The sequence below is a fragment of the Streptococcus raffinosi genome (assembly GCF_030284685.1).
GTDB classification, from domain to species: domain Bacteria; phylum Bacillota; class Bacilli; order Lactobacillales; family Streptococcaceae; genus Streptococcus; species Streptococcus raffinosi.
In genome coordinates, this window is record NZ_JASUZV010000004.1 from 41,637 (window position 1) to 57,697 (window position 16,061).

Sequence of the window (16,061 nt, forward strand, 5' to 3'; positions counted from 1 at the left end):
TCTGATGGCCTCTTATAATAGCCAGATTGGATTGACTTTTACGAGCCTTGAAAGCTGGGGAAACATCGCTATCAATCTCATTATTTTTTATATAACCTATCTCTGGGCAAAGAGAGAAGGATTGATGACTCGCTTTAGACTAGACCTCAAGGATGCTAAAGCAATTATCTGGGGCTTTCTCACTATCTTCTTGACGGGAATCATTGGCAGTAATCTTATGCTACTAACCCATACTACCTATCACGGAGAACTTCTAAGAACCCTTACGACAACGCCAATCCTTCCAGTAGCCATTGGTATGATTACGACAGCCTTCCTCCAAGAAATCCTCTTTCGCAAGTGGGTTTTCACCTGGTTGGCTCCCTATTCGAAAATGGCTGTGCTAGTGAGCACCGGGCTCTTTTGTCTCTTTCATATGCCAACTAATCTTGCCTATCTGACTCTTTATATTGGAATGGGATTAGCCCTCTCTATGGTCTACCAAAAAAGAGAGAACTTATCTGCAAGCATCACGCTTCATGTTTTATGGAATCTTTACACCTTAGGTGCTACCATTCTAGTAATGACTAATCCGATGTGACTGAGAATATTTTCTCAGTTTTTTATTACTTTCAACATTTTAAGTATAAAAAAATCTGAAGCTAAACTTCAGATTTTTTGTATTGATTAAAGGTAGAGTGATTTGAACAACCAGATAGCTAGAATCGCCGCAACAGTTGGAGCTACAACTGGAACCCAAGCATACCACCATTTTGAATCACCTTTGTGTTCACCAAGAACTGATGTTGGCAAGAGGTGGTGAAGAAGACGTGGCATCAAGTCACGGGCTGGGTTAAGAGCTGGACCTGTTGCACCACCAAATGAAATAACCAAGGCTGCAACCAAGAAACCAACACCGATGTGGGCAACTGAGAGTGCTCCGTTAGCCATTTGACCTGCGATAGCTTCTTTATCATAGCCAAGTTGTGTGGCTTGTGCAATCAACTTATGACCAAAGTAGTTGTTTGTCAAGGCAAGCGCACCGAAGAACAAGATAAATGAACCAGCGAACTCGTTGGCAAAACCATTAAGCCAAGCACGTTTGTGATTTTCCTCTGAGTCTGAGTTATCATCAGCAGCAGAGATTGTAGAGAAAGTACCGAGGATGTTGTTAGGATTTTCAGTTTTAAGATAATAAGGTTGGTGTACCCAAACCACGATAGCTTGTCCTAAGAAAGCACCGAGAAGTTGAGCAATCAAGTAACCTGGAACAGCTACCCAAGAGAAGATACCTGCAACCGCAAGACCAATTGTGAAGGCTGGGTTGATGTGGTTACCAGAAACATCGCCAAACATAAGTGCTGGCATCATTACCGCAAAACCATAACCAAAACCAATAACAAGCCATCCAGACTTATTACCCTTAGTCCCTTTAAGCTCAACATTGGCAACCGAACCATTACCAAGTGCAACCATCAAAGCTGTCCCAATAAACTCAGTGATGTACTTTATAATCCAATCATGACTGAGCGCTTCTTTTAGAAAATCATTCATTTGTCTCTTTATTTCCTTTCACATTTTACAATAATTTAGACATCTATCATTTTATCAAGTATAATGTCTGATGTAAAGATATTTCTGAAATGTTTACGTATTCTTTTTTTGAGGTTTTAAAGTATGAAATTTAATCAGTTTAGTTACATCCCAGTAAGTCCTGAAATGGCTTGTCAGGAACTCCGTTCTTTGGGCTTTGAAGTCTCTCTAAATGCCAGTGCCAAGGATAATTTTGAAGCCTTTGTTCGTAAATCCTTCCTTTTCTTTGAAGACACCGACTTAGCTTTGAAAAATTGGATTGCTGATGGGGAGACTGACCTCCTAACCTTCTTCCAGTCAGACCGTCCTTTGACTGCTGATGTCTTTGGTTTGGTAGCTCTTCAACTGCTAGGATTTGTCCCTAACGTGGACTTTACCGACAGTGTTGCTTCCCTTGAGAAAATGGCCTTCCCAATCACTTTTGATGGTAGCCTTAACAACCTCCACCAGTTGTTGGCAACACGCACAAAGTCCGGCAATACCCTAATTGATCAGTTAGTAGCTCAGAATTTAATCCCTGTAAGTAATGACTATGTCTTTTTTAATGGTAAGAGCTTGGCAACATTTGACACTAATCAGCTTCACCGTGAAGTGGTTTATGTCGAAACACCTGTAGATACCGACAAAGATGGGCTGTTAGACTTGGTCAAGGTGACTATCTTACGTCCTAATGTGGACTTCCCAGTTCCAGCCATGATGACCGCAAGCCCTTATCAACAAGGGACCAATGAACCTGCTTCAGATAAGCTCACCCACAAGTTGGAGGGAGACTTGCTCGTCAAATCGACAGGTGTGATTAATCTTAGCCAACCTGAAATCAAGGTCCCAGAGGCAGACCTTACGCCTATCAACCCTGTCACAAAGGTTCAGGAACGTTTTGCTCACACTGATACCTATACACTTAACGATTACATGTTAGCTCGTGGTGTGGCTTCTGTCTATGTATCTGGTGTCGGTACCTTCAACTCAGAAGGCTTCATGACCTCTGGAGACTATCAACAAGTTTTGGCCTATAAAGCTGTCATTGACTGGCTCAATGGTCGTGCACGCGCCTTTACTAGCCGCAACAGACAGCATACAATCACTGCTGATTGGGCTTCTGGTAAAGTGACTACTACTGGACTATCATACTTGGGTACCATGTCCAACGCCCTTGCTACAACTAGCGTTGACGGTTTGGAGATGGTTATTGCTGAAGCGGGTATTTCCTCTTGGTACGACTATTATCGTGAAAATGGCCTTCTCGTCAGCCCTGGAGGCTACCCTGGTGAGGATCTCGATACCTTGACTGAATTCACCTATTCTCGTGCCCTATTAGCTGGAGAATACCTACGCCACCAAAAAGATTATGAGACCTACCTTAAGGAGCTAAGCACGGCTATTGACCGTAAGCATGGGGATTATAGCCAATTCTGGCATGACCGCAACTATGTCCAATTCGCAGACCGTGTCAAAGCTACTGTAGTCTTTACACACGGTAGCCAGGATTGGAACGTCAAACCGATTAACGTCTATCAAATGTTCAATGCTCTTCCAGACTCTCTTGAAAAACACCTCTTCTTCCACAATGGTGCCCACGTTTACATGAATGCTTGGCAGTCTATTGACTTCCGAGAAAGCATGAACGCCTTGATTTGTCAAAAACTCCTTGGCTTAGATAATGGCTATACACTGCCTACTGTTATCTGGCAAAACAACCAGTTTGAACAGACCTGGGAAGTTCTCAATACCTTTGGTCAAGACAATGGTAAACACATTCAGCTTGGTGAGACTGAAGCTAGTATCGCTAACCATTATGAAGAGGAAACCTTTGCCAAATACGGTAAAGCTTACCAAAGCTTCAAGGATGACCTCTTTGCAGACAAAGCCAACGCTATTACCTTGGACTTTGAACTGGACCAAGACATCCAAATCAATGGTCGTGTCCACCTAGAACTCAAGGTCAAATCTAGCACAAACCGTGGTCTTATTTCGGCTCAGGTTCTGGAAATGGGTGACAAGAAGTATTTAGCACCTATTCCCGCACTCAAACGCATGAGTTTAGACAACGGCCGCCTCTTCAAGGAAGAATCCTTACGTGAACTGCCATTCAAGCAGGACAAATACCGTGTCATTACCAAGGGACACCTTAACCTGCAAAATCGTAAAGACCTCCTCACCATTGAGGATGTCACTCCAAATGAATGGATGACTATCGGTTTGGATTTGCAACCAACCATCTACAAACTCAACAAGGGCGACAAACTCCGACTTGTTCTCTATACCACAGACTTTGAGCACACTATTCGTGACAATAGTGACTACGAATTAACTGTGGACCTAAGCCAAAGTCAGATGACATTGCCTTATTAGTCTTTATCGCAAAAATCCCATAGGATGAGAACTCCCATGGGATTTTTCATTGTGTAGAAATAAACAAGATTTAGACTTCAATTTTTACGATTGATTTTAATATTATTTAAACAAATGATGTAGCCAAGACAGTGGAATAATACAAATTCTCAATGGACAACTCAACCTTAAAACCAAGAAATCCTCCCTAATGACATCAATAGCCATAACGAATCGCTAGCAATTTTCGCAACTCTGCCATTCGCTCCTCGATACAGGGAGACAAGGTTAGCTGGTCTTTTCTGACCACTTCGGATATTTCCAGTGACATCCTGCTTAAGATATAGGGAGTGGCTGAACGAGAGTCTGCAAGTTCCGTTCGGTAGGAGTTCAGGACCTGCTTCAAATCAGCATAATCTGGCTTATCTCCAATAGTTTCAATTACTTCATCGATGATAGCTACTGCTTGTTCTCGTCTCTCTTTGCCTCCTGCAAACCATTTAAGTCCTTTCATTAAGAAAACCTCCTTATTTCTTTCAACTAATTTTTCAATCACATCTTAGTATAGCACCCTGATAGTCATTTAAAAGCCAGCGTCCCAAAAAGTGGCTATACGTCCCGAGTAGTAAAAAAAAGACTGAATATCATTTTTGATTCAGTCCATGTCTTATTGAAAAAGCTTTAACTAATTCTTTCTATACTGCCTATAGACTCCAAATAAAAAGAAAAAGAATCCTATTGATGCTAACAAAAGTTGATAGATATTTCCTGATGACAATAGTACTTTGCTATATAAATATATCATCGCAATAGTCGAAAAAATGATTAGGTATTTCTTCATTTGTATCACCTATCTCAAATGAAGATTATTCAGCTGTACCATAACAAAATGCTGTGCTACCGCCTGCAAATCCAGCTCCTGCACCGTCGTTATGAGTTAATTTTGTAAACATTGCTTATACTCCTTATTTTGTCAATTACTTACTTCTCTATATTATGGTTGATATACTTGATGCCCCATAAAAATAGTACGAAACCCAATAATGAAAAAAAACCTACAAATATAGCGATAACTTTTTGATAATAGAAATCTGTTGTCAAAAAACGAAGGCAACTAAGTGTCAGTAACAAGAAACAAGCTAGGGAAGCTTTTAATTGATTTAACACAGTTGGTTCTTCTCTTCTTGTCATTATTTTTCGAATGAGCAATATATCAACCACAACCACTAAGAGGGCTGCTACGATGTAGACCAATTGGAATACGGATGATAAGTTATGAAGTAATTGACTAAAAAAAAGTACCAGTAAGGATATGCTAACTACTTGGGCAATGACAAATAGCACTATATCCCTTTTTGAAACTCTATGTGTCATTGTTGTTCTCCTTCAACACTAGCAAGTGTTTCGAGGTCAAGGGTGTTAAAGTTTTCAATTGTTTGAGTTGCCATGGCAACTACCTCCTAAAATTTTTATCGTGTGATCTCTCAATTACATCTTTAGTATAGCATTCAAGTGTCTCTATCAGAGCTAGCGTCCCAAAAAGTGGCTATATGTCCCGAACGGTAAAAAAATATAAAAGACCACTTTAAGATGATAAAGTGATCTTAATAGTCATTATCGAATAAGAACCTTGATTTCAACTTCCTACATAAATGGTATTGATAGATAATGAATCACATTTATTTCTAATCTTTTTAATAATAGTTGGATGGAATATGTAAATTATGGTATAATATTACATATTTATGAGTATAAAAACAACAGCATACAAAAATTTGGAGGGAACTACAATTGGATATATATATCTTAGAGGACAATCTCATTCAACAAGGAAGACTGGAGATGGTATTGTCTCAAGAGTTAAAAAAATACAACAAAGACTTATCTATTGTCCACACGTTTGATAAGCCTAAGCAACTTATAGAAGCGTTTGAGTCAACAACTTCTAACCAGCTCTTTTTTCTTGATATCGAAATTAAAGGAGAAAAATTAAAAGGGCTTGATATTGCTAAAATCATTAGGGAAAAAAATCCCTATGCTACTATTATCTTTGTCACTACTCACTCAGAGTTCATGCCACTAGTTTTTGATTACCAAGTATCTGCCCTAGACTATATCGACAAAAGTCTCTCTGAAATAGAATTTAGGAAAAAGATAACCAGAGCTTTAGCTATAACTATGAAACCACTTGGAATAGAGAATGACGAGATTTTTGATTTTCAAACACAACATACAGCTATTCGCATCCCTTTAAACCAAGTTATTTATATTGAAACTTCTCCTCAAAAGCATTATGTAATACTTCATGGTACAAACAACCAAATAACCTTTCGTGCAAATCTAAAGGATCTTGAAAAAGCTAGTCCTTCACTCGTATCTTGCCATCGTTCGTATCTCATTAATCCTAAAAACATTATAAGAATCAACAAATTAAAACGTGAAGTCGAAATGACTGATGGTAGTATCTGTCCTTTTTCACGTACCAAAGCTAAAATGCTGATAGATACTTTTAAAAGAAGGAACCTTCAATGATTATTTTTTTATTTTTGCTTACTGTTGTCTCTGAATGTTTCAATATTTGCCTGTTTCTTTACTTAATAAACAAAAGAGTTTCAATTGGGCATTTTCTTATTATCTTATTTTGTCGCATAGCATATACCAAAATATGTAACAGTCTATCCTGGAAATTCTTATTCTACTTTAACGAAGAAATATTCTATCTTTTATTATCTTTTTTTATATCACGAAAGCCCTACTTACAATCAAAGCTTAAAATATTCAATGCTCTTCTCCCCACAACTCTTAATAATATCAGTTTTAGAGTAATCATTTTCTTTATATTTCCTTTGTTTGGAATCAGTGTTGAAACAATAAAAGTTAATTATCTTATAGCTGTCTCATCTTCTTTCCTAACTATTTTACTATCCTTTCTTTTAATAAAATTATTCAAGGAAAGCTTTGGAGTTATACAAAAAGGACGATTAGCCCCTCTCATATCAAAGAGTATTATTATTGCTGATATCATTATGATTGCTTATACATTTACCCAGCAATATCTCGTCTACCTCGAAAACACTACTCATACATCCACTCTGATAATCAGGAAGTTAATTGTGGTTATTTATCTAGTCTTGTTCTTTATCATGCTTATCTTCTTAGATAGAAATATCCGAGCAACAATACAAAGTCAGTTGGACTTTCAAAAAGATATTCAACTATCGCATCTTACGAATTATAACAAACAGATTGAAAACCTCTATCAGTCGGTTCGAAGTTTTCGTCATGATTATGCCAATATTTTAACAACACTCAAACTTGGTATCGATCAAAATGATATGGCTATTGTAAAAGAAGTCTACGACTCAGTTCTAAAAGATTCCGATAAGCATTTAAAATCGAAAACATTTGATTTAACTCGCTTAATAAACATAGAAGATAACACTATCAAAAGCCTACTTGCAGCTAAGTTCCTAGAGGCAGAAGAAAATAACATTGATATCTCCTTAGATATTCCTGAAACTATCAAACTCGAGGGTATGGAGATGGTCGATTTTATTACTGTAATATCTATCTTTCTAGACAATGCGATGGAAGCATCGATTCAGTCTGACATACCAAAAATGCATATTGGCTACTTCAATCATGGTAATAAGCAAATCTTTATTGTCCAAAACTCAACCCAGGAAGAATTTATTCCTATCTCATCACTTTTTGAGAGAGGTGTCTCCAGTAAAGGGGATCATCGCGGTATAGGTTTGGCCAACGTTAGGAATATATTAGACAACTATCAAAATATTTCTTTAAAAACTGAAAGTATGACTTTTGCATTTACACAGGAACTTAATATATCGAAAAAAGCTTGACTAGTTTCAAGCTTTTTCTGTTGCTCCATCTTACTATTTATGAAAGTATCTTCTAGATTACCTACAGAATAATCAAGCAAAATCATTTATTGTTTAAAATAGTTTTTGACTTGCAAGTAAGCTAGAAAATCACAGAGAATTAACAAAAGCATTAATAGGGCTAACACTATGCGGTCTGTGGTATCACTGAATGTTAGTAATGTGTAAAACTCTACACAAAGCACTAGAAATGAGATGACCAGAAAGACAATGAAGGACTGCCGTATTGTTAACGGATTCACTGAATCTGGACGCTTCTTAAGAATATGGTAGAGCAGCCCATTTACAAAAATGACTACTAAAGCTAGTACTCCGACTGCTAAACAAATCCCTAGCGAAGTCTTGCTCTTAGAGAGAGAAATACTGATACTTATAAGGAAAACTGCCAATATAGCAGTGACGACCCTAAAAAATCGCAATACTCTCGAACTAATATTCTTTAACTTCATGATAAAACACTTAAGCTATGAATAACCTCAGTCAGCCTTGTAAACCGAATAAGCTATTACATTAAACTCTATTCCTTTCTGTATTTTTTTATACTGCTGTAAGATCTCAAAAAAGACCTTAGCGATTACATTCTACTGGAGATGTAATACAGTAGCGTCATTAGTACTGATACTTTAAATAGGCGAATATACATATCTTTGTTCTTTCTATTACAAAGATAAGCAATCAAATATAATACAATTTCCGCTATCATTAGCAAGAATAATTTTACTTCGGGAACATCAACAATAAGCATTTGCAAGCACCTCACGTTCAAAGGGGCCAAAGGTTACTTTTGAAACTGTCCCCATTTTTTAAAAAGTAAGCTATAAAGAAGCACTGTTAGCCCCAACAAGTTAATGGTATGGTGAACTGCATCCAAGCTTCTAAATAGATTAGCGAGGCCCATTCCTATGAGAATGGTAGCCAGTAAATACGGTTTTGAGTTTTTGAACATACTTTTCTCCTTAAAGTGTTTTTAGCGTTCTGTGCACAAGCTATGAGTTTATTATAGGCTGGAATCCGAAAAAAAGTAGTGACATAAATGTCACTACTCGCATGACCTTATGTACTTGATAATCGTATTTTAGTCATGATTACAAATACCTCTTCTCTTATATCGAAATTTTCAACCATTTTTCACATGCTATTCACAGACCAGCAATTGACAAGGTATCTTAATTAAGATTTCTTTTTAGCGGAATTGTTGGCTTTGTGTTTTTCAAGAAATGACATAATAGGCTTATCTAAAAAACTCATCAAGGCCATGCAAACCATCCCTAAAATATAACTCTTCAAATCAAACATAATCCATCACCACCTTCAACGGTTACAAATGACTCAAGGTTGAGTGTCTCAAAAGTGTCAATTGTTTGTGTAGTCATTCTAATAACCTCTAAAATATTATTTTTTAGCTTTTTTATCTCAAGCTATGAATTTTATTATAGATTTGAAGCCGATAAAAAAGTAGTGACATGAATGTCACTACTTGTCTGACCTTATGTCCTCGATAATTGTACACATAAGAAAGAGAAAAAGACATAACCCAATAAGATTTAGGCATTGAAGTCCAAAACTCAGTTTTTCTCCCAAATTATGTGCAGCGACAAGGATGAAGCCCATAGACATTATTAGAGACACTAGACGTTTTTTGGTCATGAGTATGGATACCTTTTACCTTTTGAAATATTTTTTAACTTGAAAATAAGTAAGAATATCAAATAAAATCAATAAAAGCATTAAAATAAATAATACAATGCAATCCGTAAAGTCCGTTAGTGTTAGTAGTTTGAAAAACTCGACACACAAGACAAACAATGAAACACTAAGGAAAATACCAAATGATTGTTTTAGCGTCAAATAGCTTTTTGTTACTGATTGTTTTTTTGATAACCGGTAAAAAATAATGTTGATCACTCCTACAAATATAGTAAGCAAGCCTAATCCAAACAGAACCCATACCGGAGTCTCTTTCTCATAAAGGTAAAAACCTAAATTAATGAGAAGAACAACTATTGCAGCACTACCTAGTCTTAATAACTGTAATGCTACTGCATTATTTTGTAGTTTCATGATTAGTAAATTTTTAATTAATGTGGGAAAGCATAACCAAGACCAGCTCCGACAACCCCACACCCTACAATAGCATAAGGTGCAAGCGTAAAGAGTGGAGCACCTGATGCGGCACAGAAATAAATTCCCTCAGCTGCACCACTAGCACCACTAGATAAACGGTCCCAATTGACTTTTCCACCTTCAATGTTCGCAAGCGCCTCAAGATCGAGTGTTTCAAAATTGTTAATTGTTTGTGTTGTCATTCTAACAACCTCCTAAAATATTTTTTAGCTTTTTATTTCAAGCTATGGTTTTATTATAGGATGGTAGCCGATAAAAAAGTAGTGACATAAATGTCACTACTCGATTTTGATTTTTAAGAAATAGTTTCGAATATAGAAGCTATGGTCTAGATTAGCTTACGCCCCCTTCCATTGCGCCTGCTTGTAGACTGTACATCTTGTGATAGGTGCCACCGAGGGCTAGGAGCTCTTCGTGGCTACCGTGTTCAATGATGCGGCCCTTGTCTAAGACATAGATGCAGTTGGCATCTTGAATCGTTGATAGGCGGTGGGCAATGGCAATAGTTGTACGGCCTTGGCGCATTTTTGCGAGAGAATTTTGGACAATAGCCTCTGTCTCCGAATCAATATTGGCTGTCGCTTCATCCAAAATCAAGATTTTAGGCTGGCTAGCAACGGTCCTAGCAAAGGCTAGAAGCTGACGTTGACCGGTTGAAAAACTTGAACCTCGTTCAGAAACTGGAGCATCATAGCCTTCTGGAAGTTTGTCAATAAAGTGGTTGGCATCCACAAACTCAGCAGCGGCTTTGATCTCTTGATCAGTTAAATCTTGATACATGGCAATATTGGATTTGATTGTACCATGATAGAGAAAGGGTTCCTGAAGGACAAGACCAATGTTCTTACGCAGCTCTGCTTGACTATAATCACGAATATCCACACCGTCAAGAAGAACTCGTCCTGATTGGAACTCATAAAAACGCATGAAGACGTTGATAATAGAGGATTTTCCGGAACCTGTAGAACCGACAAAGGCGATGGTCTCACCTTTATTGACAGAGAAGGAAATATTATCCAAAATCTGGTGCTTGCCATCATAGGAGAAAGTGACATTCTCAAAGCGAATATTCCCCTCAGTAACCTTGGCAGCTGTGTCTCTCTGTTCAGGCTCATAGGTACGCTCGTCAATCAAGGCAAAGACCCGACCTGCTGAGACCATAGAGGTTTGTAAGGTTGAAAAATTCTGCGTCACTTCAATCAAGGGATCGAAGAGGCGGTTAATGTACTGGATAAAAGCATACATAGTACCTGCTGTGACGCCCAGATAGATACCTCGGTAGCCAAAATAGGCCATGAGAACAGCATAACCCAGGAGCTTCAGTAAACTCATGGCTGGGCGTAGAAAGAGAGAATCCAGTGACATGGAGCGGCTGGCATAAATCAGGTGTTCCTCATTAATGGCATCAAACTCTTTTTTGAGACGTTTCTCCTGGTTAAAGGCCTGAATGATGCGAATCCCTTCGATACTCTCTGACAATTTGGCATTTATATCTGAAAGCAAGGCTCTGGTCTTTTCAATGATGACCACTGATTTTTTGCGGTAGAGGTTAACCAAAAGAACAATCAGAGGAAGAAAGAGCACAATAAGCCCGGTCAGACGAATGTCCAAGATCATCATGGTATAAAGGGTGGTCACAAAGATAAAGATAGCCGAAATAAAGCTAGACAGAATCCCTGAGAACATCTCGCTAATAGTCTCTGTATCATTGGTCAAGCGGGAAACGATAGAGCCTGCTGGAGTTTTGTCAAAGTAAGACATCCCCAGTTTTTCCATATTGGCAAAGGCATCTCGGCGAATATCCCTGACAATACTGTAGGACACACGCGCAAAAAAGAGATTTCCCAAATACTGGACTAGGGTCTGCAAGAGATAAAGCCCATAGTAACCAATCAGAATCAAGCTTGCCGCCTGATTCATATCATGAAGATAGTGGTCGATAAAATAAGAGGCCACTAGGGGAATGATACTCTTGATAACCGTTGTGGACAAAAGGAAGGCCAAAGCTAGAAAGGTCAAGAACTTGTAAGGATTGAGATAGGTCAGAAGACGCTTAAATACAGACCATTGGTTTTGCTTAGGCATCAGCTTCTCCTCCTTCCATTTCTAACTGTTGAGACTCATAGGTCTTGGCATACCAACCACCTTGAGCGAGTAAGTCCTCATGACGGCCACGTTCAATGATACGACCATCTTGCATGACTAGGATGAGGTCAGCGTGCACCACCGCACTGAGACGGTGGGCAGTAATGATAGTTGTCTTGTCCTTGCGAGTATGCTTGAGATTATCAATAATGGCATATTCTGTTTTGGCATCAACCGCTGACAGGGAATCGTCCAAAATCAAAATATCTGGATTCAAAATCATGGCCCGGCTCATGGCCAGACGTTGTTTTTGACCACCTGATAGGCTAACACCCTTTTCACCAATGATTGTTTCAAGGCCCTCAGGCATATCTTTGATATCATCGTAAACTTGAGCTAACTTAGTCGCTTCTTCCACCTTATCAATGGAGAGATCAGGATTACCAAAGCGGACATTGTCTAAAATAGAACTGGCAAAGAGAAACTGGTCTTGAGGAACATAACCCATCAAGCTACGCAAGTCCGATAGGCGATAGTATCGGATGTCATGACCATTCAAATAGATGGCTCCTTGATTGACATCGTGCTCTCGCAAGAGCAACTTGACAAGGGCCGTCTTTCCTGAGCCAGTCTGTCCAACCAAACCAAGGGTTTGCCCCTTGTCCAAGGTGAAATGAATATCTCGCAAAGTATCCTCATCCTCAAAAGCAAAGCGGTCAATCGCATATTCTAAACGGCCATTTTCAATGTTTGGAAGAGGATTCGCAGGATCTTGAACATCTGATTCCTGCTCCAGAAGATTTTCAATACGTTGGTAGGATACATTTCCCCTCTGTGTGATATTAAAGAGAAAGCCAATGGCCATCAAAGGCCAAACCAACATGTCCAAATAGGTAATAAAGGTTACCAAATTTCCGACCGTTATCTGACCGGCCTGAATCATAAAGGCCCCGACAAGGAGGGTCAAAACATAAGATGAGCCAACAAAGAGTAAGACCAAAGGATCAAAAAGGCTGTCATACTTCATGGTATGCATATTCTTTTCAAAAGTCATCTTATTGGTCTCTTGGAAGGATTGGAGCTCAGCCTCCTGATAGCCAAAAGACTTGGTTACCTTGATACCTGACACCGATTCTTGGACCTTATTATTAAGTTCTGAAAAGGCTGCCTGGGATTCTCCAAAAGCTTTATGGGTCTTACGTCCCAAACGACTGGTCGCAAAAGCCATGAAAGGTAGGGGTAAGACTGCCACCAGGGTCATCTGCCAGGAAATACTGAAGAACATGGTGATTAAAGTTACCAAAGCTGTGATAGACGCATCCACGGCTGACATGACTCCCCCACCAGCCAAGCGGGTTAAAGAGTTGATATCATTAGTGGCATGGGCCATGAGATCACCAGTTCGGTATTTTTGGTAAAAAGAAGGCGACATCTTGGTAAAATGCTCAAAAAGGCGTGAACGCATAATCTGTCCCAAGCGATAAGACGTTGCCAAGATATACATCCGCCAAACATAGCGCAAATAGTACATTCCTAAAGCTGCCAAAAGCAAATAAACGAGATTCAAAAGCAAAATCTGATTGGTCAATTTTCCCGATGTGATAGCATCAATGACCCGCCCCATAACCATAGGAGGAATCAGATTGAGAACCGAAACCAAACTCAGTGCCAATATCCCGACAATATACCGGCGTTTTTCTAACTTGAAAAACCACCAAAGTTTTGCAATGATTGATTCTTTAAAAAACAAGTTTCCCCCCTATCCTTACAAATGGGTGATGATAAGTCTAACGAAAGCTTACTTCCAATAACGGTAAATCGTCCCATCTTCTAGCTCAAAATAGCCAATATAAGTCAGTTGCCCAAAGTCAGTAGATTCTGGCAATTGATAGGCAAAGGAATCAAAATTATAGACCTTATGCCCACCATCCATAGAGTATCTTTCCTTGTCATGAATGACTGACGCATCCTTCTTAGGGCTCCAAATGCGTCTGATGTCATCAGACGTCTTATATTCTCTGACGAAATTGTACAATTCAAAGTTGGTTGCCTCACTGAGATAGCGACCATCGGTGTTATAATTAGCAACCTGACGCTCTCTCTTTATCTCAGGAAAATTCCAAACCTGCCCTCTTTCTCGCATAATATCGGCATCACGGCCACTTTGATAAGTATCTGCCTTAACCATTGGCACTGTTGCTCCTAGTGTCAATACGGTGACTAGTGTCATCATTAAGTGTTTCATTGTTTCTCCAAAAGTGTTTATTCATTTTTCCCTCTTTTGAATGTGTTATCTTTGTATGATAGAAAATAAGCGAAACCTGAGACGCGTAAGCTCCCAGGTTTTTTACTCTTTAAAATGCGTTTGAATCAGTTTTACAAGGAGGTGGTAGACACCTAGTGCCACCAAACCACCTAAAGTATTAGTCCATAAATCATCTAGCTCAAAGACACGATTAGCATCAATGAGAAGGTCAAGAATCACCTGCCCGATTTCAATCGTCAAAGACATGGCAAGTGTCACTACAAGGACCTTTTTCCAAGACCTAAATCTTGGACACAAGGCTAAAAGTCCTAAAATCAGCGGACTCAGCAAGAAAATATTGGTCACATTTTGCCCAAGGACAAAGACAATTTCCTTAAGACTATCCAGCTGGTTAAAATTAGTCAGACTGTTGAACGGCGTCAAAAGCACCACTACCCTACCAAAATGTTGAATACCGGGGGTTTCAACACCTTCAACTAGCCCATACTGGGGTGTCCAACAAAGGAGTACTAAACAAAGGAGATAAGCATAAACCAAAACTCGGCTTACCTTTCTTCCTTTTGGTGTAAGTTCTCCATCCTTATCTACCCAAGTCTTAAGCTGAAACATCTTATTTACCTTCTGCTTTACCAGAAGCTTCTGCCACAGCCTTTTGACGGTCACGTTTCATAGTGTTTGAGCGCAATTGTCCACAAGCAGCATCGATATCTGTACCATGTTCTTGACGAACCACGCAGTTAACCCCATTTTTCTTGAGGACATCGTAGAAGGCTGCCACACGTTCCTTGGTTGAACGACTATATTGGTCGTGCTCAGATACTGGGTTATATGGAATCAAGTTGATGTATGACAACTTACGGATTTTCTTAGTCAAATCAGCCAACTCTTGAGCATTTTCAGGGTGGTCATTGACCTCATTAAGCATGATGTACTCAAAAGTAACACGACGGTTGGTTGTCTGGATGTAATACTCAATAGCTTCAAAGAGTTTTTCAAGTGGGAATGAGCGGTTAATACGCATGATGCTTGAACGAAGGTCATTGTTAGGCGCGTGAAGTGATACCGCAAGATTCACTTGAACTCCTTCGTTGGCAAATTCCTTGATTTTTGGTGCCAAACCAGATGTTGACACGGTAATGTGGCGAGCTCCAATAGCAAGTCCATTATCATTGTTAATAGTACGCAAGAAGCGAAGCACATTGTCATAGTTATCAAATGGCTCACCGATACCCATAACAACCACGTGGCTGACACGTTCATCATCGCCACGGTCATCAAAGTATTTTTGTACCAACATGATTTGGGCAACAATCTCACCAGCAGTCAAGTCACGTTGTTTCTTAATCAAACCACTGGCACAGAAAGTACAACCAATGTTACAGCCAACCTGAGTTGTCACACAGACAGACAAACCATAGTGTTGACGCATCAAAACGGTCTCAATCAACATCCCATCTGGCAACTCAAAAAGATATTTAACGGTACCATCTTTAGATTCTTGGACGATACGTTGTTTCAATGGGTTTACACAGAAATTCTCGTTCAATTTAGCAATGAAGTCCTTAGAAATGTTGGTCATTTCTTCAAAAGACTGCACACGCTTCTTGTAGAGCCAATCCCAGATTTGAGCGGCACGGAATTTCTTTTCACCGTGTTCCATAGCCCAGTCAATCAACTCCTCACGAGTAAAACCATAGATAGATGGTTTGTAACCTTCCATATCTTCCAACTTCTGGCGTTTACGACGTTCTGGCTTTGCTTGTCTTGTTACTTCTGACATC

Annotated in this window: 16 protein-coding genes and 1 pseudogene; 4 read left to right on the forward strand and 13 right to left on the reverse strand. The window is 39.2% G+C overall.

Annotated features, from left to right (window positions below; translation table 11 throughout):
• Nucleotides 1–124 precede the first annotated feature (124 nt).
• Entirely contained in the window at nt 125–580 is a 456-nt protein-coding gene (locus QRD39_RS03665; RefSeq protein ID WP_285955706.1) for a CPBP family intramembrane glutamic endopeptidase, read from the forward strand.
• Nucleotides 581–666: 86 nt separating this feature from the next.
• On the opposite strand, the gene gla is transcribed toward QRD39_RS03665, so the two are convergent.
• Nucleotides 667–1,533, reverse strand: a complete 867-nt coding sequence (gene gla / locus QRD39_RS03670; protein ID WP_285955707.1) for an aquaglyceroporin Gla — start codon at nt 1,531–1,533, stop codon at nt 667–669.
• Between the two features lie 123 nt (nt 1,534–1,656).
• On the opposite strand from gla, the gene QRD39_RS03675 reads away from it, so the two are divergent.
• Nucleotides 1,657–3,924 (forward strand): Xaa-Pro dipeptidyl-peptidase, encoded by a 2,268-nt coding sequence (locus QRD39_RS03675; protein WP_285955708.1) that lies wholly within the window; start codon nt 1,657–1,659, stop codon nt 3,922–3,924.
• A gap of 196 nt (nt 3,925–4,120) precedes the next feature.
• Here the strand turns inward: QRD39_RS03675 and QRD39_RS03680 are convergent, their stop codons facing one another.
• From QRD39_RS03680 to QRD39_RS03690, 3 genes and pseudogenes are all read right to left on the reverse strand, one after another.
• Complete coding sequence (locus tag QRD39_RS03680; RefSeq protein WP_285955709.1) at nt 4,121–4,417, reverse strand: bacteriocin immunity protein; 297 nt, start codon at nt 4,415–4,417, stop codon at nt 4,121–4,123.
• 467 nt (nt 4,418–4,884) lie between these two features.
• A complete protein-coding gene (locus QRD39_RS03685; protein WP_003094909.1) occupies nt 4,885–5,277 on the reverse strand; it encodes a hypothetical protein in 393 nt (130 codons plus the stop codon).
• Nucleotides 5,278–5,285: 8 nt separating this feature from the next.
• A pseudogene (locus tag QRD39_RS03690) lies at nt 5,286–5,351 on the reverse strand (ComC/BlpC family leader-containing pheromone/bacteriocin); the annotation flags it as partial.
• Nucleotides 5,352–5,745: 394 nt separating this feature from the next.
• On the opposite strand from QRD39_RS03690, the gene QRD39_RS03695 reads away from it, so the two are divergent.
• Together QRD39_RS03695 and QRD39_RS03700 are read left to right on the forward strand one after the other, a co-directional pair.
• The gene (locus QRD39_RS03695; protein WP_285955710.1) at nt 5,746–6,435 is read left to right on the forward strand and encodes a LytR/AlgR family response regulator transcription factor; all 690 of its coding nucleotides are present in this window, start codon (nt 5,746–5,748) and stop codon (nt 6,433–6,435) included.
• Between the two features lie 581 nt (nt 6,436–7,016).
• A complete protein-coding gene (locus tag QRD39_RS03700) occupies nt 7,017–7,766 on the forward strand; it encodes a sensor histidine kinase (RefSeq protein WP_013991120.1) in 750 nt (249 codons plus the stop codon).
• An 86-nt stretch (nt 7,767–7,852) separates the two neighbouring features.
• Here the strand turns inward: QRD39_RS03700 and QRD39_RS10135 are convergent, their stop codons facing one another.
• The 9 genes from QRD39_RS10135 to rlmN form a co-directional block, all read right to left on the reverse strand.
• On the reverse strand, nt 7,853–8,254 hold the full coding sequence (locus QRD39_RS10135; protein WP_353056653.1) for a hypothetical protein: 402 nt from the start codon (nt 8,252–8,254) through the stop codon (nt 7,853–7,855).
• Nucleotides 8,255–8,583: 329 nt separating this feature from the next.
• The gene (locus QRD39_RS03705; protein WP_008535496.1) at nt 8,584–8,751 is read right to left on the reverse strand and encodes a hypothetical protein; all 168 of its coding nucleotides are present in this window, start codon (nt 8,749–8,751) and stop codon (nt 8,584–8,586) included.
• A gap of 716 nt (nt 8,752–9,467) precedes the next feature.
• Nucleotides 9,468–9,866, reverse strand: a complete 399-nt coding sequence (locus tag QRD39_RS03710; RefSeq protein ID WP_285955711.1) for a hypothetical protein — start codon at nt 9,864–9,866, stop codon at nt 9,468–9,470.
• A gap of 17 nt (nt 9,867–9,883) precedes the next feature.
• Nucleotides 9,884–10,111, reverse strand: a complete 228-nt coding sequence (locus QRD39_RS03715) for a Blp family class II bacteriocin (RefSeq protein ID WP_285955712.1) — start codon at nt 10,109–10,111, stop codon at nt 9,884–9,886.
• 151 nt (nt 10,112–10,262) lie between these two features.
• Nucleotides 10,263–12,014 carry an ABC transporter ATP-binding protein gene (locus QRD39_RS03720; RefSeq protein WP_285955713.1) on the reverse strand — a complete coding sequence of 584 codons (1,752 nt, stop codon included), beginning with the start codon at nt 12,012–12,014 and terminating at the stop codon, nt 10,263–10,265.
• A complete protein-coding gene (locus QRD39_RS03725) occupies nt 12,007–13,764 on the reverse strand; it encodes an ABC transporter ATP-binding protein (protein ID WP_285955714.1) in 1,758 nt (585 codons plus the stop codon). The genes QRD39_RS03720 and QRD39_RS03725 overlap by 8 nt, the downstream gene beginning before the upstream one ends.
• Nucleotides 13,765–13,812: 48 nt before the next feature.
• Nucleotides 13,813–14,259, reverse strand: coding sequence for a hypothetical protein (locus QRD39_RS03730; protein WP_285955715.1), 447 nt, complete (start codon nt 14,257–14,259; stop codon nt 13,813–13,815).
• A 102-nt stretch (nt 14,260–14,361) separates the two neighbouring features.
• Entirely contained in the window at nt 14,362–14,889 is a 528-nt protein-coding gene (locus tag QRD39_RS03735; RefSeq protein ID WP_285955716.1) for a VanZ family protein, read from the reverse strand.
• A gap of 1 nt (nt 14,890) precedes the next feature.
• Complete coding sequence (gene rlmN, locus QRD39_RS03740) at nt 14,891–16,060, reverse strand: dual-specificity RNA methyltransferase RlmN (protein WP_285955717.1); 1,170 nt, start codon at nt 16,058–16,060, stop codon at nt 14,891–14,893.
• Nucleotide 16,061: the final 1 nt, after the last annotated feature.

Bases quoted from the DNA above. Each gene is read 5' to 3' on its own strand.
- QRD39_RS03665 (WP_285955706.1), top strand. From the start codon at position 125: ATGACTCGCTTTAGACTAGACCTCAAGGATGCTAAAGCAATTATCTGG.
- gla (WP_285955707.1), bottom strand. From the start codon at position 1,533: ATGAATGATTTTCTAAAAGAAGCGCTCAGTCATGATTGGATTATAAAG.
- QRD39_RS03675 (WP_285955708.1), top strand. From the start codon at position 1,657: ATGAAATTTAATCAGTTTAGTTACATCCCAGTAAGTCCTGAAATGGCT.
- QRD39_RS03680 (WP_285955709.1), bottom strand. From the start codon at position 4,417: ATGAAAGGACTTAAATGGTTTGCAGGAGGCAAAGAGAGACGAGAACAA.
- QRD39_RS03685 (WP_003094909.1), bottom strand. From the start codon at position 5,277: ATGACACATAGAGTTTCAAAAAGGGATATAGTGCTATTTGTCATTGCC.
- QRD39_RS03695 (WP_285955710.1), top strand. From the start codon at position 5,746: ATGGTATTGTCTCAAGAGTTAAAAAAATACAACAAAGACTTATCTATT.
- QRD39_RS10135 (WP_353056653.1), bottom strand. From the start codon at position 8,254: ATGAAGTTAAAGAATATTAGTTCGAGAGTATTGCGATTTTTTAGGGTC.
- QRD39_RS03705 (WP_008535496.1), bottom strand. From the start codon at position 8,751: ATGTTCAAAAACTCAAAACCGTATTTACTGGCTACCATTCTCATAGGA.
- QRD39_RS03710 (WP_285955711.1), bottom strand. From the start codon at position 9,866: ATGAAACTACAAAATAATGCAGTAGCATTACAGTTATTAAGACTAGGT.
- QRD39_RS03715 (WP_285955712.1), bottom strand. From the start codon at position 10,111: ATGACAACACAAACAATTAACAATTTTGAAACACTCGATCTTGAGGCG.
- QRD39_RS03720 (WP_285955713.1), bottom strand. From the start codon at position 12,014: ATGCCTAAGCAAAACCAATGGTCTGTATTTAAGCGTCTTCTGACCTAT.
- QRD39_RS03730 (WP_285955715.1), bottom strand. From the start codon at position 14,259: ATGAAACACTTAATGATGACACTAGTCACCGTATTGACACTAGGAGCA.
- QRD39_RS03735 (WP_285955716.1), bottom strand. From the start codon at position 14,889: ATGTTTCAGCTTAAGACTTGGGTAGATAAGGATGGAGAACTTACACCA.
- rlmN (WP_285955717.1), bottom strand. From the start codon at position 16,060: ATGTCAGAAGTAACAAGACAAGCAAAGCCAGAACGTCGTAAACGCCAG.